Origin of the sequence: Micromonospora sp. RTGN7, assembly GCF_033804645.1 — a bacterium.
GTDB lineage: Bacteria > Actinomycetota > Actinomycetes > Mycobacteriales > Micromonosporaceae > Micromonospora.
The window spans coordinates 305194-328401 of the sequence record NZ_JAPZLF010000003.1 but is presented as its reverse complement, the minus strand read 5'-3'; the positions used below and the strand labels follow the sequence as shown (position 1 = coordinate 328401).

Genomic DNA, 23208 nt, shown 5'->3' with positions numbered 1-23208 from the left:
GGCCACCGCCGCGGACCCGGCCGACGGGGATGCCGCGTACTGCCCGCAATTCACCGAGATCACCTCACTGCGTTGGTTTCCAACTGGCCGCCAACTCGACACGCGATGCGACGCTCATCTTCTGGTACACCTTCTTCAAGTGGAATGCCACGGTGTGCCGAGAGATGAACAGTTGCCGGCCGACGTCATTGTTGGTGTGCCCCTGGCTCACGAGCTCCGCGACCGCGAACTCCGTGTTGGTGAGCCCGTGCGGCAAATTTCCTTCTCGCTCCGCGGCACGGATCGCGCCACGACGCACACCGAAATCCCGGAGTTTGTTCACGACGCGGGAAGCATCGCGCGTGGCACCGATCGCGGTGTAGGTGCCAAGAGCCGATTCGAAGATGCGAATCGTGTTGTTCCGTTCGGACCGCCGCTTCGCCAGCACGCCGGCCAGGTCCTCCCGCGCGGACGCCCCGCACCATAGATCAGGATAGGTATTCGCCGCTTCGAGCAATGTGCTGGAGTCTTTCTCCAGCAGTCCGGCGGCGTGCAAAGCCGCCGCCCGAATGACCCCGAGACGCGGATGTGTGGCAGCCGCAGCAGCGGCCGCCGTCACCACTGCGTTGGTGAGATCATGGGCGCCCAACGCGCCGGAGGCGCGAACCAGCCAGGAAGCCGCCGCCGGCTCCGACACCAGAAGCTGACGAAGAACGCGGGAGTTGGTGACAATTCCAGTAATGAGATCCGCTGCCCTTTCCACCCCACCACGAGCCTCGGCTGCCTGAGCGGTGACCCACGCCCCCGCAGCCTGCCCGAAGTAGCCCAGCAGGGCCTCACCAGTCAGTTTGTCCACAAAATGCTGGCAGGCTCGCATATCCGCTCGACGCAGCGCACCGAGCGCCAACACGACGTAACCGGTGGGCAGCAACGACCGGACATGGCAACGCTCCGCGATCCGCAACCCCGCGTCCACCTCCGCGAGACCCTCGTCGACACGGCCCATGGCGAACAGCAGCTCACCCCGGATCACGTGCGACGTCGCAGTCATGACCTGCGCCTCCGGCTTGCCCCTGCACACGTCAAGGGAGTTGATCGCCCGCCAGCCGGCCTCGAGCTCCCTGGCCTTGGTCAGCAACGCGATGCGCCAAAATGGCGCCAACTCGCAGAACTCGTGATTCTCTTCACATTTGACGCCGACTGCCGATGCCGCGTACTGCAATCCCACGTCGAGTCGCCCGTCACACCACGAGAAAGCGGAGCGTCGAAAAAGACCGGCGACCTCACATGAATCCAAAAGAAGATCATCCACGAATTCGACGAAAGGATGTTGGGGAAATCGCAACTGCGGTGTGTAGCAGTTTCGGCCAGAGGGACTCTCCACGCCGGAAGGCGACGGCCTCAACAAAGAAGACAAAGTTCCCCCAATGATCCTCGCATGGCTTGCCCGATAGGAGATTACACGCAGTAGTCAATCCATTACCAATGTTACTACCGGTGCGGCTTCGCGTCCAGTGGGCATTGCCCAGCCACCGGCGGGAGACATTTACGCTGGTCGCAGCGTTGCATCATGCCAGATTCCCGAAAACATGGACAAAACAGTTCACGCTGCGTGGATATCTATATCACTCTGCGTGAATATATTGTGGTTGCCCACAGCGATGCCGGCGTGATGTCCGCCGCGGCTCGCGACATCAGCGATCAGGCAACCCGCGCAAATCGGGCAGGCTGCTACCCATCCCACGTCAAGCCCTATCAGGTTGAGGGATGCTCAGCCGGCCGTCCCTTCCCTATCGTTCCGAAACGGGGCAACAGCACGCCTGTCCCACCCCAGCGGATCGCACGCTTTTCCGACACGGAAGGAAGAGGCCTATGACCGCCACCGCCGAGAATTTGGTCGAGGAGCCGGTCGACCTGTTCTCACCAGAAGTGGTCGCCGACCCGTTCGGTCAGCACGCGCGGTTGCGCGAGGCGCCCACGATGATGATGGGCACCTTCATGGGCGGGCCGCCGATGTACCTGGCCACCAGCTACAACGAGGTGCGCCAGGTCCTCACCGATCCGCGGTTCCTCGTCAACCCGCCAGCTGATTCCCCCATGACGGACATCCGGGACGGGGTGTTCAAGCATCTGGAGTTCCCACCCGAGCTGGTCCCGTGGATGGCGAACATCATCAATGCGGCCGACGGCGAGGACCACACCCGGCTGCGCAAGCTGGTCTCCTACGCGCTCACCGCGCACCGGGTGAACAAGCTGCGGCCCAGGGTCGAGAAGATCACCGCGGACCTGCTCGACGAGCTCGAGGAGCTCGGCGGCGACGGCACGCCGATCGATCTCGTCCAGACGTTCTGCTACCCGCTACCGGTCACCGTGATCTGCGAGATGGTCGGCATCGACGAGGAGCACCGCGACGACTGGCGTGCCTGGGGCGACGCCATGGCCACCATGGATGGCCCGGCCATCCCGCGCACCCTACTCAGGTGCATCGACCTCGGGCAGGAGGTGCTCGATCGCAGGCGCCGCGAGCCGAAGGACGATCTGGTCACCGCGCTCGTGCAGGCACAGGCAGCCGACGGCAACCGAGTCACCGACCGGGAGCTGATCGGAATTCTGTTCAGCCTGGTGACGGCCGGGCACCAGACGACGACGTACCTGATCGGGAACTCGGTACTCATCCTCCTCGAGAACCCCGACCAGCTCGCGCGACTGAAGGCGGACCCGTCGCTGTGGCCGCAGGCGGTGCGCGAGTTGCAACGCCTGGGACCGATCCAGTTCGGGCAGCCGCGGTTCCCCACGGAGGACATCGAGGTCGGCGGCACGGTGATCCCGGCGGGGGAGCCGGTCGTGCCGCTCATCACGGCCGCGAACACCGACCCCCGCAAGTTCCCCAATCCCGAAGAGCTGATCGTCGACCGGCTGGGCGTCGGCAGCGAGAGCCACCTCGGGTTCGGCAAGGGCATCCACCGCTGCCTCGGTCAACACCTCGCCTACCAGGAGGCGGAGGTGGCGCTGCAAGGGCTGTTCACCCGGTTCCCGAACCTGTCCCTCGCGGTGCCGCGCGAAGAGATCCCGTGGATTCTGCGGCCCGGGTTCACCCGGACCAGGGACCTTCCGCTGAAGCTCGTCTGAGCGTCCTTCGCGTCGTGGAGCCATCCCGCTGCGGATGACTCCGGGAAGCGACTCTGGCTGTGGCTCCACCCACGGAGCAGGCCGAGAAGTGGGTAAGCAGGTTCACCCGGTGCCGGGTTGTACGGTCCGCCTGGTGTGCCTGCCCCCACGTCGGCGGTTCGGCAAGCTTCTTCCACCCGGTGTTTAAGCACTCGCCCCCGGTGGACGTCCTGGCGGTCCAGTACCCGGGCCGCCAGGACGTCGCCACGAGCCCGCAGTCGACACCATCTCGAACCTGTGAGGTTTTCCTTGGTGGACGCGGACGTCGTCATTGTCGGCAACGGCCCGATCGGCGCGACCCTGTCGGTGCTACTCGCCGAACACGGCTGGCGAGTGACCGTGTTGGAACGCCGTCCCCGGCCGTACCGGCTTCCCCGGGCGACCAGTTTCGACGGTGAGACCGCCCGACTCCTGGCCACCACCGGGATAGGCCCGGGCCTGCGCCGGATCACCGTGCCGGCCAACGGCTACCAGTGGCGCACCAGCGCCGGCGAGACGTTGCTTGACATCGCGTTCACGACGGTCGGCCCGTACGGCTGGCCGGACGCGAACACGATGCACCAGCCGGCTCTCGAGGAGCTCATCGCGGCCAGGGTGACGTCCCTGCCCGGCGTCACCGTGCTGCGGGGCCACGAGGTCGTAGGCATCACCGACGGTGACCAACAGGTGGAGGTGACCGCCGTCGCCGACGACGGCGAGACGCGAACCCTCTCCGCACGGTGGGTGGTGGGGTGCGACGGCGCCAACAGCTTCGTACGTGACAACCTCGACGTGTCGGTCACCGATCTCGGGTTCTCCTACGAGTGGCTGCTCTGCGACGTCGAACTCCGTGAGCCGCGCGAGTTCGTCCCCACGAACGTGCAGATCTGCGATCCGGCCCGGCCCACGACCCTGGTCGGCAGCGGCCCCGGGCGACGGCGCTGGGAGTTCATGCGGCTGCCGGGCGAGAGCACCGCCGACCTGAACAAGGACGAGACGGCGTGGCGGCTGCTGGCACCGTTCGGCGTCACCCCCGACACCGCCACCCTGCTGCGCAGCACCACGTACATCTTCCAGGCCAGGTGGGCCGACCAGTGGCGGGTGGGCCATGTCCTGCTGGCCGGCGACGCGGCCCACCTCATGCCGCCCTTCGCCGGGCAGGGCATGTGCTCCGGCATCCGGGACGTCATCAACCTGGCGTGGAAGCTCGACCTGACGCTACGCGGCCTGGCGGCCGAGTCGATTCTGGACAGCTACCCGCAGGAGCGCCGCACACAGGCCAAGGAGGCAATTCTGGCCTCGGTCCAGTTGGGCCGAGTGATCTGCGTGACGGATCCGGCGGCCGCCGCCGAGCGGGACGCCACGGTGCTGGCCAACCGACGCGGCCGGCCGCCGACGCGACCGGAGCCGGCCAAGCCGCTCACGAGCGGGCTGCTTCACCGGCGGCCCGGAACGGACGTGGTCGAGCCGCCGGCGGGTGCGGTCGTACCGCAGGGGCGAGTGAGCCTGCGGGGTCGCACCGGGCTGTTCGACGACGTCGTCGGCCCTGGTTTCGTCCTGCTGACCACCGACGATCCGCGGACCGCACTCGACGAGGACCGGCTCTCCTTCCTCGCCGGTCTGAAGGCCCACGTGGTGCGGCTACTGCCACCCGGGAGCGCACCGGAGCAGGGCGTGGTGGATGTGGACGACGTCTACCGGCCATATCTGGCGCGCTTCGAAGCGACGTGGCTGCTCGTCCGTCCGGATTACCACGTCTTCGGCGCCTCGAGCGGCCGGAGCGGCGTGGCGACGCTGGTCGACGACCTGCGGGACCAGTTGCTTGTCGCGGTGCCAGCGGGTGCACCGCACCAGGCCGGCTGACGGGTCACCTGGATCCGGGCGACGCGCACCAGCCGGACAGGAGCCCCCGGACGTCGTGCGACCCGGTGATGCCAACTCCGCCGGTCACCGGAATCCTCCGGTGTTCAGCTCCTGGCGGCGATGTCCATGATGTAGCGGCCGTACGGTGAGCCGCTGAGGCGGACGCCGAGGCGGTGGCAGGCCTCGCGGTCGATGAAACCCATGCGCCACGCAATTTCCTCGATGCAGGCAATCCGGATGCCCTGGCGGTTCTCCAGGATCTGGACGTACTGGTTCGCCTCGACGAGCGCGTCGGGCGTTCCGGCGTCGAGCCAGACGAATCCGCGCCCGAGCGCCACCAACTCCGCCTTACCGCGCTCCAGGTAGAGCCGGTTGACGTCGGTGATCTCCAGTTCGCCCCGCTTCGAGGGGCGGAGGTTCTTCGCGATGTCCACCACGTCGTTGTCGTACAGGTAGAGACCGGTCAGTGCGAGGTTGGACCGCGGCCGCGCCGGCTTCTCCTCGATCGAGACAAGACGGCCCGCCTCGTCGACCTCGCCGACGCCGAAGCGGCCCGGGTCATGCACCGGGTAGCCGAAGAGCACGCAGCCATCGACGTGCCGCACCTTGCTTTCCAGCAGCGTGCTGAAGCCGGGGCCGTGGAACAGGTTGTCCCCGAGCACCAGGGCAACCGGGTCGGAACCGATGTGTCCGGCGCTGATGAGGAAGGCCTCGGCCAGCCCGCGCGGCTCCTCCTGCACGGCGTACGAGAGGCTGATTCCGAGCGTCGACCCGTCGCCGAGCAGTCGCTGGAAGCCGCCGACATCCGCCGGCGAGGAGATGATCTGGATCTGAGTGATGCCGGCCAGCATGAGCACCGACAGGGGGTAGTAGATCATCGGCTTGTCGTAGACCGGCAGCATCTGCTTGGACATGCCGAGGGTGATCGGATGCAGTCGGCTGCCGTTTCCCCCGGCCAGGATGACACCTTTCACGAGTGGTCCTCTCCGGGACTGTGTGCACCGTTCAGGCCTGTAGCGAGCGCAGGCAGGCCAGCAGCGTGCGAGCCTGCACGTTGAGGTAGTGGCCGTGCCGGGACAGCGCAGCCAACTGGCCCGGGGTGACCCAGGCGTAGCCGTCGGGCGGCTCCACCGGCACCTCCGGAAGGCCATCGGCGTCGACGATCAGGTACCGGCTCTCTGCGTTGAGGAAGCGACCGCCCTCCTCGGAGTGCGTCACCTGGTAGCGGATCGCGCTGTCGGCCACGGTGGCCGCATGGCCCAGGAACAGCGGGCGGTCGGCAGGATCGAGGTGGGCGTAGTTGACCGGTGTGCCCTGCACCGTCGGCGCCAGCTCGACGGTGTCGAGGAAGCCACCTTCCGCTCGCGCGTGGACCAGGACGTGGCGGACGCCGGCGAAGGCCCTGGTGTAGAAGGCCGCTATGCCGGGGGCCACCGGTTCGATCAGCGGCTGCGTCCAGCCCGCGACCTCGCGGTTGGCCGCGTGCACGGCGACGGCCACCACCGAGAAGTACCGCCCCTGCTCATGACGGATTGCGTACGGGTCCCGTCGCCAGCCCGGGAGGTCGCCGAGACCCGTTCTCCGGGCCCTCACCTGGTGCCGGGTTCGCTCGCCGGTGAACCACGACAGCAACTCGACGTCCGGCATCAGCGCGGCCTGGTCCGTCTCAGCGTCGGGCAGGCAGGACAGCACGGTACGGGCGTCCATGTTCACCACGTTGTCCAGCCGCAGGAGGTCGTGAATCTGCCGCAGCGTCAGCCAGCGATAGTCGGGCAGAAGGGCGACCTCCCCGGTCGCCTCCACCACCATGTTCCGGTTCGACTTGTGGAGGAACCAGGCGCCGTGCTCGGACTGGAGCACATCCACGATCACCCGCTCCGGTGCCGGGGCGACGAAATGCTCGATGTAGCGCACCGCCGAGCCCTGGTGGGCGCGGGTGTAGTTGCTGCGGGTGGCCTGCACAGTCGGGGAGAGCTGCACCAGGTTCGGATTGCCCGGTTCCATCTTGGCCTGCATGAGGAAGTGGAGGACGCCGTTGAACTCCTTGGCCAGGATGCCGAGGATGCCGACCTCCGGTTGCTCAATGATCGGCTGGTGCCAGTCGCGGGCTGGTCCGTCGCCGTAGGGCTCGGCGAGCTCCGTGACGTGTAGGCCGGTCATGGTGAAGAAGCGGCCGCTACGGTGGACCAGGTCGCCGGTGCCGGGTGCGAAGGACCACGCGTCGAGCGCGTGAAACGGGATGCGCCGGACGCTGAACTCTCGGGACCGGCGGCGTTCGTCGAGCCACCGCGGGATGTCCTCGGTCTCGGTGAAGAGCCCCTCCGCCCGCGCGGACGCGGCAATCCGGCGACGGATGGGAAGCGATTCACGGGGACGCGGTGCGGGCACCCGGGGTGGCCCGGAGACCGTGGGGCTACGCATGGGGATACTCCTCCGTCAAGCGCGATCGATCCGCAGCGCCCTGGACGGGCAGACCTCAACCACCTCGAGCGCGGCGGCCTCCTGGTCAGGTTCGGGCTCAGCCCGCAGAAGCAACACGGTGCCGTCGTCCTCGCTCTGGTCGAACAGCTCGGGCAGGCGTAGCGCGCACAGGCCCGAGCCAACGCAGGCCTCCCGGTCGGCGCGCACCCTCATGGCGCGTCCCAGACGACCGGTAGGGCGTGCACGCCGTAGGTGATCATGTCGGTGCGCAGGGGAACCTCCTCGGGTGGCACGGCGAGGCGGAGGTTGGGCAGGCGACGCAGCAGTTCGCTGTACCCGACCCTCATCTCCACCCGGGCCAACTGCTGGCCAAGGCACTGGTGCACGCCGTGGCCGAACGCCAGGTGCGGGTTCCGGACCCGGGTCACGTCCAGCACGTCCGGGTCCGGCCAGTGCTGCTTGTCGCGGTTGGCGGCCACCAGGGAGATCACCACGGTCGAGCCAACCGGGAGGTGATCGCCGCCGAGTTCCAGGTCCTCCTTGGCGAAGCGAAAGATCCCGACGTGGACGATCGACAGGTAGCGCAGCAGCTCCTCGACGGCATCATCGATGCGGGACGGGTTGTCGCGTAGCGCGGCGAGCTGATCGGGTCGTCGCAGCAGCACGAAGGTGCCGAGTCCCAGCATGTTCGCGGTGGTCTCGTGGCCGGCGACAAGCAGCAGGTTGGCGATGTTGATCAGCTCGTCCTCGGTCAGCGCAGGGTCAGCCCCAGCGTGGTGGATCAGACCGGAGATCATGTCGTCGGTCGGGTTCTCCCGCTTGTCGGCGATCAGCCGCTGCATGAACGCGCGCTGGGCCTGGAGGTTCGCCAGCGCTTCCTTGACCGGCACGTTCATCTGCAGCAGGGCCGCCGTGCTGCGCTGGAACTCCTCCCGGTCCTCGTAGCGCACCCCGAGCAGCTCGCACATCACCAGCGTGGGCACCGGGATCGCGAACTCGGTCACCAGGTCGGCGGTGTTTCCCTTGGCCAACATGGCATCCAGTCGTTCCGTGACGATTTCCTCGATCCGGGTGGTGAGCTGGCGCATTCGCCGGAGGGTGAACTGCCCGGTGAGCAACTTGCGGTAACGGTTGTGCTCCGGCGGGTCCATGTTGATGAACGACCCGGCCCGCGCCTTGTCGTCGCGCAACTGCTCCCGCAACTGCTCGGGAAGTTCCTTGAACCTCGGGTGGTACTGGAACCGGTCGGCGGAGAACCGCGGGTCCACGAGCACCGCGCGGGCCTCCTCGTACCCGGACACCAACCAGAACGGGTCACCGCCCGGCAGGGTCGCCCTGACGACCGGGGACTGCTCGGCCAGCGCCATCAGGGCGGCCGGCGGCGTGAACGCGTCGTCGCGCTCAAGGAACTCCGGGGACAGCGGTGCGCGCAGCGATTCCTCGGCGGGCGGGGTTTCGGTCGTCCTGGTCGTCACTTCGGGCTACTCCTCGGGGTGCGGGAAATGATTCAACCGCGGCGTTCTCGTCGCCGTGCCGAGCTACAGCCGACCAAAAGAGTTCGTGCGGTTCTCAGGGGCCCGGTCGGGCTAGTGGAAGAAGCTGGAAATCGACTCGGCGAGGCTCGCGGCGTCCACCCCGTACAACCGGTCGTGTTCCTCGGCCGTGCCGTAGACGCGCGCCTCCCGGTCCCGCCACACGCCGTACGACCGTAGCCGGTGTGGCACGTCGCCGAGCGCCTCGGCCACCTCGTGCGCCGAGGTCCCCCGCAGGTACGGCTCGACCACCACCACGTTCGGCCGCGAGCCGGCCACCGCGGCGCGCAGGCCGACGTGGTCGAACGGTCGGATCGTGGACGCGTACAGCACCGTCGCATCGATCGTGGATGTCCCGGCGAGCACCTGGTCCAGCGCCGGGCCGACCGCGATCACCACGCCGGCGCCGCCCCGGCGCAGCACAGTGAACCCCTCCGAGACCGGCACCGCCTCGCTGTTGACCCTCTCGGACAGCCGTACGTAGACCCGCCCGTCGCCGGACATCGCCCTGCGCAGCAGCGGCTGGACCTCGTCCTCGTGCCCCGGCACGTGTACGGTCCAGCCGGGCAGCGTGTCGAGCAGCGCGACATCCTCGGGTGCCTGATGGGTCCGGCCCCACGACGGGTCGTCGTAGGAGGCGCCGACGCTGACCAGCACCGCGCCGACGTCCTGGTGCCCGAGGCAGATCTTCAGCTGCTCGAAAGGCCGTTCGACCAGGAACGGCGCGTAGGTGTGCACCACCGGCCGGTGCCCGGTCAGCGCCAGGCCACCGGCAATCCCGATCATGGCCTGCTCGCGGATCCCGACGTTGATCACGCGGTCTGGGAACTCGGCCCGCGCGGCGTCGAAGAACCACGACGAGATGTCGGCCGTCAACAGGACCAGCCTGGGGTCGGCGGCCAGTGACTCGATCATGGTGTCGACGAAGACGCTCCGCATCGGCTTCCGGGTCACCTGGGTGCTCATGCCGCGCTTCCTTCCGTAATCTCGCGAACCTCCGCCACCACGGCCTGCGGTCGCCCGTCGGGTTCCCGGGTCAGCGCCCGGTACAGCTCGTCGTGGTCGCGGCCATCCACCGTGGTCGCATCCCAGCCCTCCCCCTCGAAGCGCCCGGCGATGCCGCCCGGCCAACCGAGGCTCGCCGTGCCGTTGTCGATCACGATCGCGGTGACGCGGTCGAGCCCGAGGCGCCCGGCGATGGCCATCGCCTCGTGGTTGCTGCCCTCGTCGAACTCGCCGTCACCCATCAGCACCACCACGCGGGCACGCCGCCCCTGCGCGCGCAGCCCGAGCGCGGTTCCCACGCCGAGCGGGAGCCCGTGGCCGAGGGAGCCGGCGCTGATCTCCACGCCGGGCGCCAGCGTGCGGTCCGGGTGCATGCCGAGCGGCGAGCCGAACGTTCGCCAGGTGTCCAGCGTCTCTGGCTCCATGAAGCCCTTCGCGGCGAGCACCGCGTAGTAGGCCATCGGACCGTGGCCCTTGGAAAGATAGAACCGGTCCCGGTCGGGATCGTCGATATTCGCCGGCGAGACGTCGAGCACACGATCGTAGAGGACCCAGAGTGCGTGCAGCGTGGACGCGGCTGCCCACCCGTGCTTCTCATCCCCGACCATCCTGCTGAAGAGGCTTCGTATCGTCTCTTCTGTTGTCTGCATGATTCCACCCCGGAACGTATTCGATACTTGAGAAAGCACCACGACCAGCCGGGCTGTGGTGATCAGACGGGCTTGCGAGCAGTCAGGAGGACGTACCCCAGCGTCGATTCCTCGCTGAATCCGTGGAACCTCGAGAGCGTGAGCTCGAACTGCTCTGCCCCGATGTGCGGCAGGGCCTGGTCCCGCAGCGCTTCGAACCGCACCGCGGCCTTGCCCCATGATGGCTGAGTATGCTTGCTGACGTCCTCGATGGCCTCGGGCACGAGTCCGGCCGCGCGGATGTTGGACAGGTACTCGTCAATCCCGACGATCGACAGCACACCCTTGCTGACCTCACGCACGCGGGCGGCATCGGGTTCCTGCCCGTCGGCGCCCGAGACCAGCAGAAAGTCACCGATCGCCACCCGGCCGCCGGGTCGCAGCACCCTGGCCACCTGACGGAGCACATGCCACCGATCCGGCATGTGGTGCAAGGACTCCAATGCCCAGACGATGTCGAACGACTCGTCCGGGAATGGCAGTTCCATCGCGTCGGCGAGCTGGAAGGACAGTCGGCCGGCCAGCCCGGCGGAGGCGACGCGGTCATTCGCCCGCTGCACCTGCCGCTCACTGATCGAGACTCCCACGACCTCGATGTCATGCGCCGTGGCCAGCTTGATGGCCGGCTCACCGATGCCACAACCGAGATCGAGCAGACGATCGCCCGGCTCGATGGTAAGCAGTCCACTCAGCTTGTCGGTAAGCCGGTTGGTCGCGTCTTCGAGCGACGTCTCGTCGAACGTGTCGTCCCAGTAGCCGTGGTGCAGATTCTCGCCCCAGATCTGATCGAGCAGATCCGCGAAGGCGTCGTAGCCATGGCCAATCTCGGTCGGCGTCGGCTTTGTCACGCGTCCCCCTCAACCATCATTTTTCCGGATTGTCATGCCGTTCCAGCAAGCAACGGCGGTGTCACACTGCTTACCAGCCCGACGCGCGACGCGACGCCCATCTCCCGGTACACCTTCTTGAGGTCGAATGCGCCGGTGTGCCGAGAGCTGAACAACTGCCTGCCGACCACCGCTGCGGCGAACCGCAGCCCCACGTCGAGCCGTCCGCCGCACCACGAAAAGGCGGACCGCCGATAAATATCGGCGGCCTCACATGAGCCCGGCAAGGAATCATCCAGACTTTCCGCAGAAGAGTGCCGAGGAAATCGAAATAGCGGTGTTCGGCGGTTTCGGCCCCAGGCAAGATCCAGTCCGGCAGGTGCCAGTCTCGGCAAAGAAGACAAGGTACTCTCCCTCGGGCCCCGGCCCCTCAACGGGTTTATCCTGGCCGCCGATTACACCGGGCAGCCAACCAATTACCGACCATACCTTCGGCGAGGCGTCGCGTCTAGTGGGGTGCCAGAAAGCTGTTTCGGAGGCAAGTTTTCGCTGGTCAAGGTAAATCCGCGGCTCGAAAAAGGCATATCTGCCCACCATGCGCGGAACCACGCCATACATTGACGTGTTTGACACTGCTTAGAGACACGCCGCAGGTGCGTGGTGAAGCTCCTCAGGATAGAACAGGCCCATGCGCCCGGGCATCCTCAGCTCTGACAGTACGAGACGGGCAGCGACGTCCCGCGACGGCCACCCATGCCGGACGGACGGGCCCGCCCTCGGCCGGCACCCATTCAGCCTGGCGCCGGCCGTGCCCGACAGCAGATCGAGACTACCCACGTTGGTGATGGCCCCAGCGAACGCCGTCGGCAAGCCTGATCAAGGTCGGAACGCACGCTGACTGGAGGCAATTCGTGACAAGGGTCGGACTGCGTGCGCTGTCACCTACCGAAAGAGTCCATGCCCGCAAAGAGGCATACATCGGATACGCGGTGCACGCCGTCGGCCGGCTGAATCCGGATGCCCTGACAACCGCCTACGAGGCCGTGCGCGACGCCTATCCCCAGCTCGCGGCCCGGCTTGAAGCCGACGACGACGGACCTGTCTTCGCGGAGTCCGGCGCTCGGCAGCAGGTCCGATTCTGCGACGGGGACGTCGAGCAACCGTTGACCGGGGTTGAGCTGAATCAACTCCGGTCGCTGAGCGCGCTCAACGTCGTGTACGACGGCGACGAGGCGAGCGTGTGCCTGGCGCTCCATCACAGCATCGCCGACGCCCAACACGCCATCGAGGTGCTCGTGGCGCTCTGGTCCTGCTACACCGATGTGGTCAACGGTGTACCCCTCGACCTGCCCAGCCACCCGTATCCCAGGTCGTTGGAGGACCTGCTGGCCGAGCGCGGCATCCACGCGCACGCACCCGGCGCGGCACGAACCCCGATGCCGTTGCCGAGCCAGGCGATGTCCCCACCGGCCCGGGTCGTCCGGCACGTGGTCCAACATCGCTTGACGGCGGCTCAGACGACGGCGCTGGTGGAACGCGCCCACCGCGAGCACGTGACGATCAACGGCCTCTTGTCGGGCACCATACTTCTCGCCGAGGCCGAGATCCGCGGCCTGCCGCTGAGCGACCTGGTCTACCGGTACGCGGTGAATCTGCGCCAGCACCTCTCTCCGCCGGTCGGCGCGACCGAGGGCACCAACGTGCTGGGCGGCGTGGGGTTTCGGGTCACCGACGGAATCGAGCCCGACGCCGTCTCGATCGGTCGGGCGATCGGTGAGCAACTGCGGGCGGGGCTAACCGACGGATCCATCCAGCGCAGCCTCCTCGACATTTTCCACAAGCCGGCGCCCGGCGCGAGACCGTGGGACCCGCATCTCACCCCGGCCGTGGTCAGCATGATGAACTGGGGGGTGGTACCGCCGATCCGGCCCCCGGACGGTCTGCGACTGACCAACCTCCGCTCCGCTTCCTACACCAGGGAGGCCGTGGCCCTCGGTGGCTACGTGGTGAGCACCTTCGACGGACGGCTCGGCATCGATCTGGCCTGGCCCGAGGGCGATCCGGAGCTGCCGAGGCGCATCGACTGTCTGCGTGAACAACTGGGCCGCGTGACCAGTGACCTGTGAGGTCCGGTGTCTCCGGTGCCAATCGGGCAGCCGACCTACGCAACGAGGCCAGGCCCTACGTCGATCACGTCACCGAGCGAGCAGCCGCGGACCGGTGAGCAGCCGACGTCCGGCTGAACCGGCAGGAGTCGCGCGCGCATCGACTGCTCACCGGTGACATCAGAATCGAGTGCCAGGAGGACTCCTACCGTGACCACGACCGTGAACGAGGCTGCGGACACATCGCAGCTGCTGGCCGCGCGATTGCAGATCGTCCCGATTTCCTACAGCCACGCCTTCGGATCCTGGATATTCTCCTCCGACGGGCGGCGCTACCTCGACGCCTGCAGCGGGATCGTCAACGTGAACATCGGCCACGCCCATCCCACGGTGGTCGAGGCGCTGAGGGACCAGGTGGGGATCTGCACATACGCCAGCCCGGGATCGTTCGCGCCCACCCAATTGGAGCAGTTGGCCTCCGCCACGGCGAGGGCCGTGCACCGGCCGGACGACCGGGTCATGTTCACCCCCACCGGCACGTCGGCCACGGAGGCCGCCATCGCCCTGGCGAGGCTGGCGCAGCGGTCACGGGGCGAGACGGGCCGCCACAAGGTACTGACGGCCTCGCTGGGCTACCACGGCAACAGCGCGTTGGTGCTCGCCTTGTCCGGTCACCGCTCCCGGCGGCCGCACGAGGACGACAGCTTCGGCATCGCACCCGCCTTCGATCCGCCCTACCCCGGACAGCATCTCGGCTGTCCTTTCCCCAACTGCCGGGAAGAATGCGCACGGGTCGTGCGCGAGGCCATCGTCAACGCCGGGCCGGAGAGCGTCGCCGCGGTGCTGATGGAAACCGTCAACGGCACGACCGGCGGTGGATACGTGCCGCCGGCCGGATATCTGCGAGCGGTGCGCGAGATCTGCGACGAGTACGGTGTCCTCGTCATCCATGACGAGGTGCTCACCGGGCTGGGCCGCACCGGGCTCCCGCTGGGCTCGCACCACACCGCGGGCGCGGAAGCGGACATCGTGACGCTGGCGAAAGGGCTCGGCGCGGGGTTCATCCCCCTGGCTGCCACGATGATCGCGCCGGAGCTGGCCGAGACCATCCTGTCGAGCGGCAGGTGGCTGCCGCTGATGGGAACGATGTCAGCGACCCCGCTACAGGGACGGGTCGGGCTCGCGGTGCTGTCGGTGCTGGACGAACTCGGTGCTCTCGACCGCGATCAGGTACGCGGCGCGGCCGTGGGCAAGACCGTGACCGAGGCGACGCGGGACATGCCGATGGTGAAGGATGTGCGCGGCCTCGGCTACTTCTACGGAATCGAACTGGCCCCGGGCACCATCCGCGACGCCCTGCAGATCACCAGGAGCAACGGTCTGCTGCTGTACCCCTTCGTCGGATGGCACCCCGACCGCAGCGGTGAGGGCCTGTTGGTCGCGCCTCCGCTGAACGCCACGGATGCCGACCTGGATTTCCTCGGCGAGGCGCTGCGCACGTCACTGGTCCAACTCGGCGAGCGGTAGACCTCGCAGAACGCACCACGCTCGTCGGGGAACGGACGGTTCAGTCACGGCCTCCCCGGGACGCTTCGTGAACGAGCGACTCGATGCGGTGGGCCACCTCGGAGGGCGACGGCAGGGCGGCGATCTCCCGGGCGAGCGCGGCCGCGGCCGCGGCGTAGGCCGGATTGGAAATGATCTCCTGGCAGCTCTTCACGATGGCGTCGCTCGCGGCCTCCTCCGGGGTGAGCACGATTGCGGCGCCGACCTCGGCGAGACGGTTGGCCATCTCGGTCTGGCGCCACATGCCGGGGTCGGGGATCAGAATCTGGGGCACCCCGAAGCTCAGAGCCGTCATCATGGTGCTGCCGCCGGTCTGATGTACAAGGACATCGCAGGTCGGCGCGAGGACGTCCAGGGGGATCCAGCCCGCCCGGACATTCTTCACCCGTTCACGCAGGACGGGGGCAGCCTCGTCCTGCACCGGCACCACCACTTCCGCGTCCAGGGCGGTGATGTGCTCGACGATCTCGTGGAGGAAGTCGAGCTCGTTGTGGCGGATCACGCCCGTACCGATGGTCACGCCGACCCGGGTGCCCGCGCCCCGCGTGTACATCCACGGTTCCAGGCGGCACTGCGAGTTGCCCGGGATCCACCGCATCATCTGCGCGGGCGCGGCATCCGGCGGGAGCAGGCTCGGCGGCGTGATCTCGATCATCATGTCCGGATCGGGAAAGCGGTCCAGGCCCAGCTCCGCGAGTTGCTCGCGCAACTCCTCGGCCGCCCCGAGATCCATCTCCCGCGGATCGTTGATGTCCCAGGCCTGGCGCACGTACGGGACGCCGAGGCGGGTCGCCAGCAGCGGAGCGGCATAGGCGTTCACGCCGCCGATGACGACGTCCGGACGCCAGTCCTGGGCGAACGCCAGCAGGGCGTCGAGGGTCACGGCCTCCAGCCGCGCGTACCACCGGCCGGTGAGACGTTCGCGCTCGATCGGTTCGGCCGGTAGCTGCGGCATCGTGCCGTCGGGCGCGATGATCTTCGCCGCGGGCAGGTCCGGGTCGGTGATCGGCAGGGCGGAGAACCCGACCCCCACGATGATCGGGATCATCTCCTCCATACAGGAGGTCATCATCACCTGATGCCCCGCGTTGCGCAGGGCCGCCCCGAGCGGCGCATGACTGAATACCGTGGATGGGCTGGGACCGGTGAGAATGACGACCTTCAAGGGGGCCTCCCTGCGGTAGTGCGGAAATCTCAAGACGGGTAAGTGTGCCCACGCCATTCACCGGGGCCATCACCAACGTGGGTAGTCTCGGCCTGGCCCTACCAGGTTGAGGGATCTTGGATCGTCCTGCTGCGTTCAGCATGTCTACTACAGATTCGAGAACCGCGTGCGACGCCGCACCCTGTGAGCCGGATCCGAGTGAACCCGTAACCACCGTCGAACTGAAGCCGCCGTCGTGAGACTTCAGCGCAAGGTGCAGCGAAGCTCGCGCTAGACCGTAGGGGATACGACATGGTCGACTCAGCCCGAGCACGACTGCTGGAACAGGTCCGCGGCTACCACGACGCCCAGGTCCCCGGACCGACGCCGTTCATCCCGGGGCAGACTCCGATCCTCTCCTCCGGGGCGGTGCTGGACGCCGACGACCGGGAGGCCCTGGTGGCCGCCGCGCTCGACATGCGGATCGCCTCCGGCGGCATCGCGGCGAAGTTCGAGTCTTCCCTCGCCAAGGTGCTCAAGCGGCGCAAGACGCTGCTGACGAACTCCGGGTCGTCGGCGAACCTGCTGGCGCTGAGCACGCTGACGTCGCCGGAGCTGGGCGACGAGCGGCTCAAGCCGGGCGACGAGGTCATCACGGTCGCCGCCGGGTTCCCGACCACGGTGAACCCGATCCTGCAGAACGGCCTCGTACCGGTCTTCGTGGACATCGAGCTCGGCACGTACAACACGACAGCCGAGCGGGTCGAGGAGGCGATGTCCCCGCGCACGCGCGCGATCATGATCGCGCACACGCTGGGCAATCCGTTCCCGGTCGCGGAGATCGCCGAGCTGGCCGCGCGGCACGGCTGCCACCTGATCGAGGACAACTGCGACGCGGTGGGCTCGACCTACGGCGGCAGGCTCACCGGGACCTTCGGCCGCTTCTCCACCGTGTCCTTCTACCCGGCGCACCACCTGACCATGGGCGAGGGCGGCGCGCTGCTGACCTCGGACATCAAGCTGGCCCAGTTGGCGAAGTCGTTCCGTGACTGGGGTCGCGACTGTTGGTGCGAACCCGGCGAGGACGACCGCTGCCTGAAGCGATTCGGCCTCTCACCCGGGACGCTGCCGGACGGCTACGACCACAAGTACGTCTTCTCGCAGGTCGGTTACAACCTCAAGAGCACCGACCTGCAGGCCGCCCTGGGGCTGAGCCAGCTGGCCAAGCTGCCCGACTTCATCGAGGCGCGTCGGCGCAACTGGCGCCAACTACGCGAGGGCTTGGACGGCCTGCCCGGGCTGCTGCTGCCCGAGCCCACGCCGGGCAGCGATCCGAGCTGGTTCGGCTTCATCATCACGGTGCTGCCGGACGCGGGCTTCACGGTCCCGGACGTCGTCGCCTGGTTGGAGGCCCGCAAGATCCGCACCCGGCGGCTGTTCGCGGGCAACCTCACCCGGCACCCTGCCTATATCGGCCAGCCGCAGCGCATCGTCGGCTCGTTGACCAACAGCGACGCGGTGACCGAGCGGACGTTCTGGATCGGCGTCTACCCGGGCATCACCGCGGAAATGATCGAATACGTCATTGGCTCGTTCAAGGAGTTCGTCACCACGCACTGAGCGAGCGAACCGGCCCGGCGCGGCGCAGCGCCGGGGCCGGCGCCGCGATCGTGCTCTCCCTCATCTCCGCATCCTCCTTGCGTGTTCCCGGATCTCGTCGATCAGCATCGCCTGGCGCAGCATCGTCCCGGGGTCCGGGCAGGTGCCCGCCCGGATCGCGGCGACGAATGCGGCGACGGTCTTGGCACACTGGTCCTCGGCGGGCAGCGTCACGCGGTCGACCCGGCCCTGCCGCGCCACGATGATCTCCGTCGTGAGATCGGCCGTTGGGGTGAACGCGCGATCGACGCTGAGCCGTCCGCTGCTGCCGTGCACGTGGTAGTCGTTGAGGTAGTGGTGGTCCATGCCGAACGTGAGCTGCACGGCGACACCGTCGGACCGGTACAGCAGCGCGGAACCGGCGATGTCGACGCCGTACCGCGGGTGCGTCATCAGGTGCGCGCCGGCCACCTCGAGATCCGGTCCCAGCAGCAGTAGCGCCGCCCGGACCGGATAGACACCGTTGTCCAGCAAGGCCCCGCCGCCGAGGTTTCCGGCCAGCCGGATGTCACCGTCCGGCCTGGCGGGAATGGTGAACGTGCTGTGGAAGGACCTGACCTCGCCCGCCACCCCGTCGGCCAGCAACCGCCGGACCCGGTCGTGGCGGGAGTGCTGGGCGAACATGACGTTCTCCATCAGCACCAGCCCGTTGGCCCTGGCCAGCGCGATCAGCTCCGCGGTGTCCTCGGCGGACGTCGTAGCCGGCTTCTCGGTCAGCACATGCTTGCCGGCGTCGAGGGCACGTCTGATCCACTCCGCGTGCAGGCCGGGTGGCAGCGGTAGGTAGACGGCGTCGACGTCGCCGCGATCCAGGAGACTTCGGTAACCCTCGACGGCGGCGCAGCCGAACTCGGCCGCGAACCTCGCCGCCCGCTCCCCGGTCCGGCTGGCCACGGCGACGACTCGCAGGTGCCGGTCCGCCAGGAACGCCGGCAGCATCCGCCGCCACGCGATGTCCCCGCAGCCGAGGACACCGATGCCGATCGCGCCGGTCACCACAGCAGGTGCGGGCACGTCAGCGGAGTGCGCGCCCCGATATCGATGTGGTCGCCGTACCGAATCAGGCAGGTGGCCTGCCGCCAGGGTCCACCCATCATGGTGTCGATCGGCGTCGTCGGTGCCTCGCACGACCGACCGGGTCCTCAGCAGTGGCGACCACGGGCCTCTCCTCTCCGCGTCAACGCAGTCAGTGCACTTCTCCGGCCGCCCTCAGGTCCTGGCGGCCGGAGAATTCGGTCAGGGCCCGCCGGTCCTATTCTGCCCCGACGCAGTCCTCGTAGCGCGGTAGCAGGCCCGCCGCGAGGGCGTCGGCGAGACTCGGGGCCGCCTCGTCGCGGGAGGAGAGGACCGGGGTGATGTCCCGAGGCCAGGGCAGGGCCAGCTCCGGGTCCAGTGGGTGGATGGCCAGTTCCAGCTCGGCGACATAGCTGCTGCTGACCAGGTAGGTCATAACGGTGTCGTCCTCCAGCGCCACGAAGCTGTGCGAGACGCCCAACGGGAAGTACACAGCCCGGAAAGACCCGCCCCCGAGTTCGGCGGAGTCCCACCTGCCGAAGGTTGGGGAGCCAACGCGGGTATCGAGTATGACGTCCAGCGCGCGTCCGTCGGCGCAGTACACGTACTTGCTCTGCCCGGGAGGCGTCCGGGTGTAGTGCAGGCCCCGGATCGTCCCCCGCACCGACCGGCTGTAGTTGCTCTGCACAGCGGAGAACGGTCGCCCCACCGCCGCGACAAACGCCGGTTCCTGGTAAGGCGCGACGAACAGGCCCCGCTGGTCGGTGTGGATGTCGGGGGTGAACTCGAAAGCACCAGCGACCGCCAGCTCACGTACCTGCACGCTGCTCACCCCTCCCCAGGTTTCCGGCGGGCCTGCTCGACGAGGGAACGCGAAGTGCCATGGTCAGGTGATCCCTTCTTGGTCGGTGCGGCATTCTGGAGCCTTGAACAACCCCATCGCCCCAGCTCAGAAGGCGCCTCCCCGGCTATTTCACGGCATGGGGTCAACACCATCAGCCGTGGGAGAACGGGCTCACTCGCCCCACTTCAGGTAGATCACCGGGGGCTCACGGCCGGGCAGTTGGCGAAGCGCAGCGCGGTCGAGGCCGAGGACCTCGCGAAGGGCCACCGTCTCTCCGGGCCACTTCGGGTGAGCTAGCTCGTCGAAGGCGAGGATGCTGCCCTTGGTCAGGTACGGCCTGATGACCTCGATGAGTTCCTTGGTGGGCCCGTAGAGGTCAAGGTCGAAGTAGGCCAGCGCGATGATGGTCTCCGGATTGTCCTCGAGGTACTTCGGGACCGTCTCCCGGACGTCACCCTGAACGAGGAAGGAGCGCTGAGTGTGGCCGAGCGGCTCACTGGCCTCGTGGGCAGCAAGCACCTCTCGCAGGTGGTCCACCTCGCCGTCGGGAACCGCGAAGCGCCCCGGGACCGCGCTGGTGCTGACCCGGTCCACGTCCTCGATGTCAGGAAAGCCGGTGAAGGTGTCGAAGCCGACGATGCGGCGAAGCGAGTTGAACGGTTCGTAGATGCTACGCAGTGCGGTAAGCGTCATGAGGTGCCGACCATGCAGCACACCGAACTCCATGATGATGCCAGGCACCTCGGGCAGCATCCGATACAGGGCGTCCATGCTCAGCAGGTCGGCGAGCTGGTGACGCCGCAGGTAGACCGGCAGGTTGTCGATCAGGTACTTGGGCGGGATGGGACTGTCGACCAAGAGTTTGGTCAGCCGCTCGCGGACGTCACGCTCCTGGTCGGACTCGTGCGGCACAATCCGCGGATCGGTGAACTCCCTGTCAGCCATGGAGGCACTCCCCTTCGGGATTCTCGGTAGTTGCTGATGAACAGTTCGGACGACAACTCGGGGCACTCCCCTAAATGCCCCTGTCAGCCCGAGGAAATAGGAGGCAAAATCGAGGGCTTACGCGAAAATTCGACTCCTTCGACACCAGTCGACCGTCTGCTCCAAACCATCTTGAAGGCCGCGTGGAGGGAAATCTATGATTCCGTGGAGGCGGGTGAGGTCCAGTGTCCGACTCGACCGGCCTATGGGTTTTTCGGTGTCGAACGCAATTCGGTCCGGTTTTCCCAGAGCAGCACACACGAGATGCGCCAACTGTCGCAGGGTAACGGTTTCCGACGTCCCCACGTTGACAGTTTGGTGCTTGTTCTTCTCGACCATTTGCAGAACCGCGTGCACCAGGTCGGTCACGAACATGTAGGTGCGGGTTTGACTCCCGTCCCCCCAGACGACGATCTCCTGGTCGCCGGCGGCCCTGGCCAGCATGGTGGGGATCACGCGGTCCGCGCCCGGCTTGAAGTTGTCGCGTGGCCCGTAGATGCCGGTCAGCCTGGGCCGGAAGACGTTCATCCCGTACTCGTACCGGTAGGTCTCCACCAGCGCCTCTTCGTGGACCTTCGCCAGGTAGTACCCGTCGGTCGGGTGCAGTGTGGCCGCGCGGAAGTCGTCCTCCTCCCGCAGAGGGTGGCTTGCCGGCGACCGGTACACCTCGCCGGAACCGAGCAGGACAACTTCCGAAGTCCCGTATCTCTGCGCACACTTGAGCACGTTGACAACGGGCCGGTGGTTGGCCTCGAAGACTGTCTCGGGTTGCTCGTATCGGAACCCCGCGCTTCCCCACATCGCAGCACAGTGGATCAAAGCCGCTACGCCTCGCGGCGCCCACTCGAACACGCGACGCAGGGCGGTTTCGTCGCACAGGTCGACGCGGATGCTCCACAGTCGATCCGTGGCGGGCAGTGGAGACAACATGCGCCTGTCGTCGCTCCGGTACAGACAGATCACATATGCCTGACGCGCCAGCAGTTCCTCGACGAAGTGCGATCCGATGAAACCGGTGCCGCCCGTCACGACGACCGTCTTGTCGGCCCAGTGCTGCGCTGACATGTAACCGCGGACTCCTCTCTCAGTCCCGGCGTCGGCCGGATGCCTGGAGGACGAGCCCCTCGATGCGCCGAACCACCTCGCACGGCAGCGGCAGGGCGGCGATCTCCCGGCCGAGCCCGGCCGCGACCGCGGCGTACCCGGGGTCGGAGATGATCTGCTGGCAGGCCTTCGCGATTGCCTCGCTGGTGGCCTCCTGCTGGGAGACCACGATCCCGGCGCCGGCCTCGGCGAGGCGGCGCGCCATCATGACCTGGCGGTGCTGCCCGGGGTCGGGGATCAGAACCTGGGGCACCCCGAAGCTCAGCGCGGTCATCATGGTGTTGCCGCCGGACTGGTGCACCAGCACATCGCAGGTGGGGGCCAGCACGTCCAGGGGGATCCAGCCCACGTGGGCGCTGGTCAGCCGTTCGCGCATCCGGGGGGCGGCATCCTCGGTCACCGCCACCGCCACCTCCGCCTCCAAGGTGGATAGGCTGGTGACGATGCCTTCGAGATAGTCGTACTGGTCGTAGTCGGCCACGGTGGTGCCGATGGTCACGCCGATCCGGGCGTCGGCGCCGCGGGTGTACATCCACCGCTCCAGGCGGCACGGGGAGTTGCCCGGGATCCACCGCATCATCTGCGCGGGTGCCGCGCCTGGTGGGCGCAGGCTCGGCGGCGCGATCTCGATCGCCAGGTCCGGGACGGGCAGGCCCTCCAGGCCCAGATCGGCCAGTTGGTCGCTCAACTGCTCGGCCGCCCCGGCGTCGAACAGCCACGGGTCGTGGATATCCCAGGCCTGGCGTACGTAGGGGACGCCCAGGCGGGCCGCCAACAGCCCGGCGGCGTAGCACAGCCGCCCGCCGATCACCACATCCGGGCACCAGTACTCGGCGAAGTCCAGCAGGGCCTGCCAGGGCGTGACGTCGATCAGCGCCATCCACCGGCCCGCCATCCGCTCACGCTCGACCGCGTCTTCGGGTACTCGCCCCAGCCCCGCGGCGGCCATGATCTGCTTCCGAGTCAGGCCCGGCTCCATCACCGGCAGGGCCGGCAATCCGGCCCTGGCGATGGTCGGCATCACCTCGTCACTGGAGGCGGTCACCATCACCTGATGCCCCGCATTACGCAACTCGGTGCCCAACGCGACATGATTGAAGAATGTCGACGGGGTCAGCCCGGCGAGAATGATGACCTTCACAACTCCTCCTGACCGCAGCCCGTTAGATCACCAAGATCCGTTCATATAACCAAGCTGGAAGAATGGAAAGCTGAGGCAGTTCGAGAATCGCCGACACCAACACCGACACCGGCGATCACGGCTGCCGCGTCAGGCGGCTCAGCTTTAAACCGCAGGCCGTCCGGCGTACGAATGGGGGCGTCCG

Annotated in this window: 19 protein-coding genes; 5 read left to right on the top strand and 14 right to left on the bottom strand. The window is 67.6% G+C overall.

What is annotated here, in order from left to right:
* Positions 1–64: 64 nt before the first annotated feature.
* Positions 65–1201, bottom strand: a complete 1137-nt coding sequence (locus SNR22_RS06705) for a helix-turn-helix transcriptional regulator (protein WP_320065656.1) — start codon at positions 1199–1201, stop codon at positions 65–67.
* A 650-nt stretch (positions 1202–1851) separates the two neighbouring features.
* Between SNR22_RS06705 and SNR22_RS06700 the strand changes: the two genes are divergently transcribed.
* Both SNR22_RS06700 and SNR22_RS06690 read left to right on the top strand, forming a co-directional pair.
* On the top strand, positions 1852–3108 hold the full coding sequence (locus SNR22_RS06700; protein WP_320065576.1) for a cytochrome P450: 1257 nt from the start codon (positions 1852–1854) through the stop codon (positions 3106–3108).
* A 288-nt stretch (positions 3109–3396) separates the two neighbouring features.
* A complete protein-coding gene (locus SNR22_RS06690) occupies positions 3397–4989 on the top strand; it encodes a bifunctional 3-(3-hydroxy-phenyl)propionate/3-hydroxycinnamic acid hydroxylase (RefSeq protein ID WP_320065655.1) in 1593 nt (530 codons plus the stop codon).
* A 104-nt stretch (positions 4990–5093) separates the two neighbouring features.
* Here SNR22_RS06690 and rfbA read toward each other — a convergent pair whose 3' ends face one another.
* The 7 genes from rfbA to SNR22_RS06655 all read right to left on the bottom strand — a co-directional run bounded on the left by rfbA (position 5094) and on the right by SNR22_RS06655 (position 11484).
* A complete protein-coding gene (gene rfbA, locus SNR22_RS06685; RefSeq protein WP_320065575.1) occupies positions 5094–5963 on the bottom strand; it encodes a glucose-1-phosphate thymidylyltransferase RfbA in 870 nt (289 codons plus the stop codon).
* A gap of 31 nt (positions 5964–5994) precedes the next feature.
* Positions 5995–7410, bottom strand: coding sequence for an NDP-hexose 2,3-dehydratase family protein (locus SNR22_RS06680; protein WP_320065574.1), 1416 nt, complete (start codon positions 7408–7410; stop codon positions 5995–5997).
* 15 nt (positions 7411–7425) lie between these two features.
* Positions 7426–7623, bottom strand: coding sequence for a ferredoxin (locus SNR22_RS06675; RefSeq protein ID WP_413775602.1), 198 nt, complete (start codon positions 7621–7623; stop codon positions 7426–7428).
* Positions 7620–8885, bottom strand: coding sequence for a cytochrome P450 (locus SNR22_RS06670; protein WP_320065573.1), 1266 nt, complete (start codon positions 8883–8885; stop codon positions 7620–7622). Before SNR22_RS06670 ends, SNR22_RS06675 begins: the two co-directional genes overlap by 4 nt.
* 111 nt (positions 8886–8996) lie before the next feature.
* Complete coding sequence (locus tag SNR22_RS06665; protein WP_320065572.1) at positions 8997–9908, bottom strand: transketolase; 912 nt, start codon at positions 9906–9908, stop codon at positions 8997–8999.
* Positions 9905–10597, bottom strand: coding sequence for a thiamine pyrophosphate-dependent enzyme (locus SNR22_RS06660; RefSeq protein ID WP_320065653.1), 693 nt, complete (start codon positions 10595–10597; stop codon positions 9905–9907). Before SNR22_RS06660 ends, SNR22_RS06665 begins: the two co-directional genes overlap by 4 nt.
* Before the next feature lie 62 nt (positions 10598–10659).
* Entirely contained in the window at positions 10660–11484 is an 825-nt protein-coding gene (locus SNR22_RS06655; protein WP_320065571.1) for an SAM-dependent methyltransferase, read from the bottom strand.
* A gap of 890 nt (positions 11485–12374) precedes the next feature.
* On the opposite strand from SNR22_RS06655, the gene SNR22_RS06650 reads away from it, so the two are divergent.
* Positions 12375–13589 carry a phthiocerol/phthiodiolone dimycocerosyl transferase family protein gene (locus SNR22_RS06650; RefSeq protein ID WP_320065570.1) on the top strand — a complete coding sequence of 405 codons (1215 nt, stop codon included), beginning with the start codon at positions 12375–12377 and terminating at the stop codon, positions 13587–13589.
* A 189-nt stretch (positions 13590–13778) separates the two neighbouring features.
* A complete protein-coding gene (locus SNR22_RS06645) occupies positions 13779–15095 on the top strand; it encodes an aspartate aminotransferase family protein (RefSeq protein WP_320065569.1) in 1317 nt (438 codons plus the stop codon).
* 40 nt (positions 15096–15135) lie between these two features.
* On the opposite strand, the gene SNR22_RS06640 is transcribed toward SNR22_RS06645, so the two are convergent.
* Positions 15136–16299 (bottom strand): glycosyltransferase, encoded by a 1164-nt coding sequence (locus SNR22_RS06640; RefSeq protein ID WP_320065568.1) that lies wholly within the window; start codon positions 16297–16299, stop codon positions 15136–15138.
* A gap of 291 nt (positions 16300–16590) precedes the next feature.
* Here SNR22_RS06640 and rfbH point away from each other — a divergent pair, with 291 nt between their 5' ends.
* Positions 16591–17898 (top strand): lipopolysaccharide biosynthesis protein RfbH, encoded by a 1308-nt coding sequence (gene rfbH / locus SNR22_RS06635; protein ID WP_320065567.1) that lies wholly within the window; start codon positions 16591–16593, stop codon positions 17896–17898.
* Positions 17899–17958: 60 nt separating this feature from the next.
* Here rfbH and SNR22_RS06630 read toward each other — a convergent pair whose 3' ends face one another.
* The 5 genes from SNR22_RS06630 to SNR22_RS06610 form a co-directional block, all read right to left on the bottom strand.
* Positions 17959–18951, bottom strand: coding sequence for a Gfo/Idh/MocA family oxidoreductase (locus SNR22_RS06630; RefSeq protein WP_320065566.1), 993 nt, complete (start codon positions 18949–18951; stop codon positions 17959–17961).
* Between the two features lie 238 nt (positions 18952–19189).
* Positions 19190–19774, bottom strand: coding sequence for a dTDP-4-dehydrorhamnose 3,5-epimerase family protein (locus SNR22_RS06625; RefSeq protein WP_320065652.1), 585 nt, complete (start codon positions 19772–19774; stop codon positions 19190–19192).
* A gap of 192 nt (positions 19775–19966) precedes the next feature.
* Positions 19967–20740 (bottom strand): class I SAM-dependent methyltransferase, encoded by a 774-nt coding sequence (locus tag SNR22_RS06620; RefSeq protein WP_320065565.1) that lies wholly within the window; start codon positions 20738–20740, stop codon positions 19967–19969.
* 117 nt (positions 20741–20857) lie between these two features.
* Positions 20858–21844 (bottom strand): NAD-dependent epimerase/dehydratase family protein, encoded by a 987-nt coding sequence (locus SNR22_RS06615; protein ID WP_320065564.1) that lies wholly within the window; start codon positions 21842–21844, stop codon positions 20858–20860.
* A gap of 19 nt (positions 21845–21863) precedes the next feature.
* On the bottom strand, positions 21864–23024 hold the full coding sequence (locus tag SNR22_RS06610) for a glycosyltransferase (RefSeq protein WP_320065563.1): 1161 nt from the start codon (positions 23022–23024) through the stop codon (positions 21864–21866).
* Positions 23025–23208 lie beyond the last annotated feature (184 nt).

Excerpts from the sequence above, each read along its gene's own strand:
- rfbH (WP_320065567.1), top strand. The coding sequence starts at position 16,591 with ATGGTCGACTCAGCCCGAGCACGACTGCTGGAACAGGTCCGCGGCTAC.
- SNR22_RS06615 (WP_320065564.1), bottom strand. The coding sequence starts at position 21,844 with ATGTCAGCGCAGCACTGGGCCGACAAGACGGTCGTCGTGACGGGCGGC.
- SNR22_RS06665 (WP_320065572.1), bottom strand. The coding sequence starts at position 9,908 with ATGAGCACCCAGGTGACCCGGAAGCCGATGCGGAGCGTCTTCGTCGAC.
- SNR22_RS06660 (WP_320065653.1), bottom strand. The coding sequence starts at position 10,597 with ATGCAGACAACAGAAGAGACGATACGAAGCCTCTTCAGCAGGATGGTC.
- SNR22_RS06675 (WP_413775602.1), bottom strand. The coding sequence starts at position 7,623 with ATGAGGGTGCGCGCCGACCGGGAGGCCTGCGTTGGCTCGGGCCTGTGC.
- SNR22_RS06620 (WP_320065565.1), bottom strand. The coding sequence starts at position 20,740 with ATGGCTGACAGGGAGTTCACCGATCCGCGGATTGTGCCGCACGAGTCC.
- SNR22_RS06680 (WP_320065574.1), bottom strand. The coding sequence starts at position 7,410 with ATGCGTAGCCCCACGGTCTCCGGGCCACCCCGGGTGCCCGCACCGCGT.
- SNR22_RS06700 (WP_320065576.1), top strand. The coding sequence starts at position 1,852 with ATGACCGCCACCGCCGAGAATTTGGTCGAGGAGCCGGTCGACCTGTTC.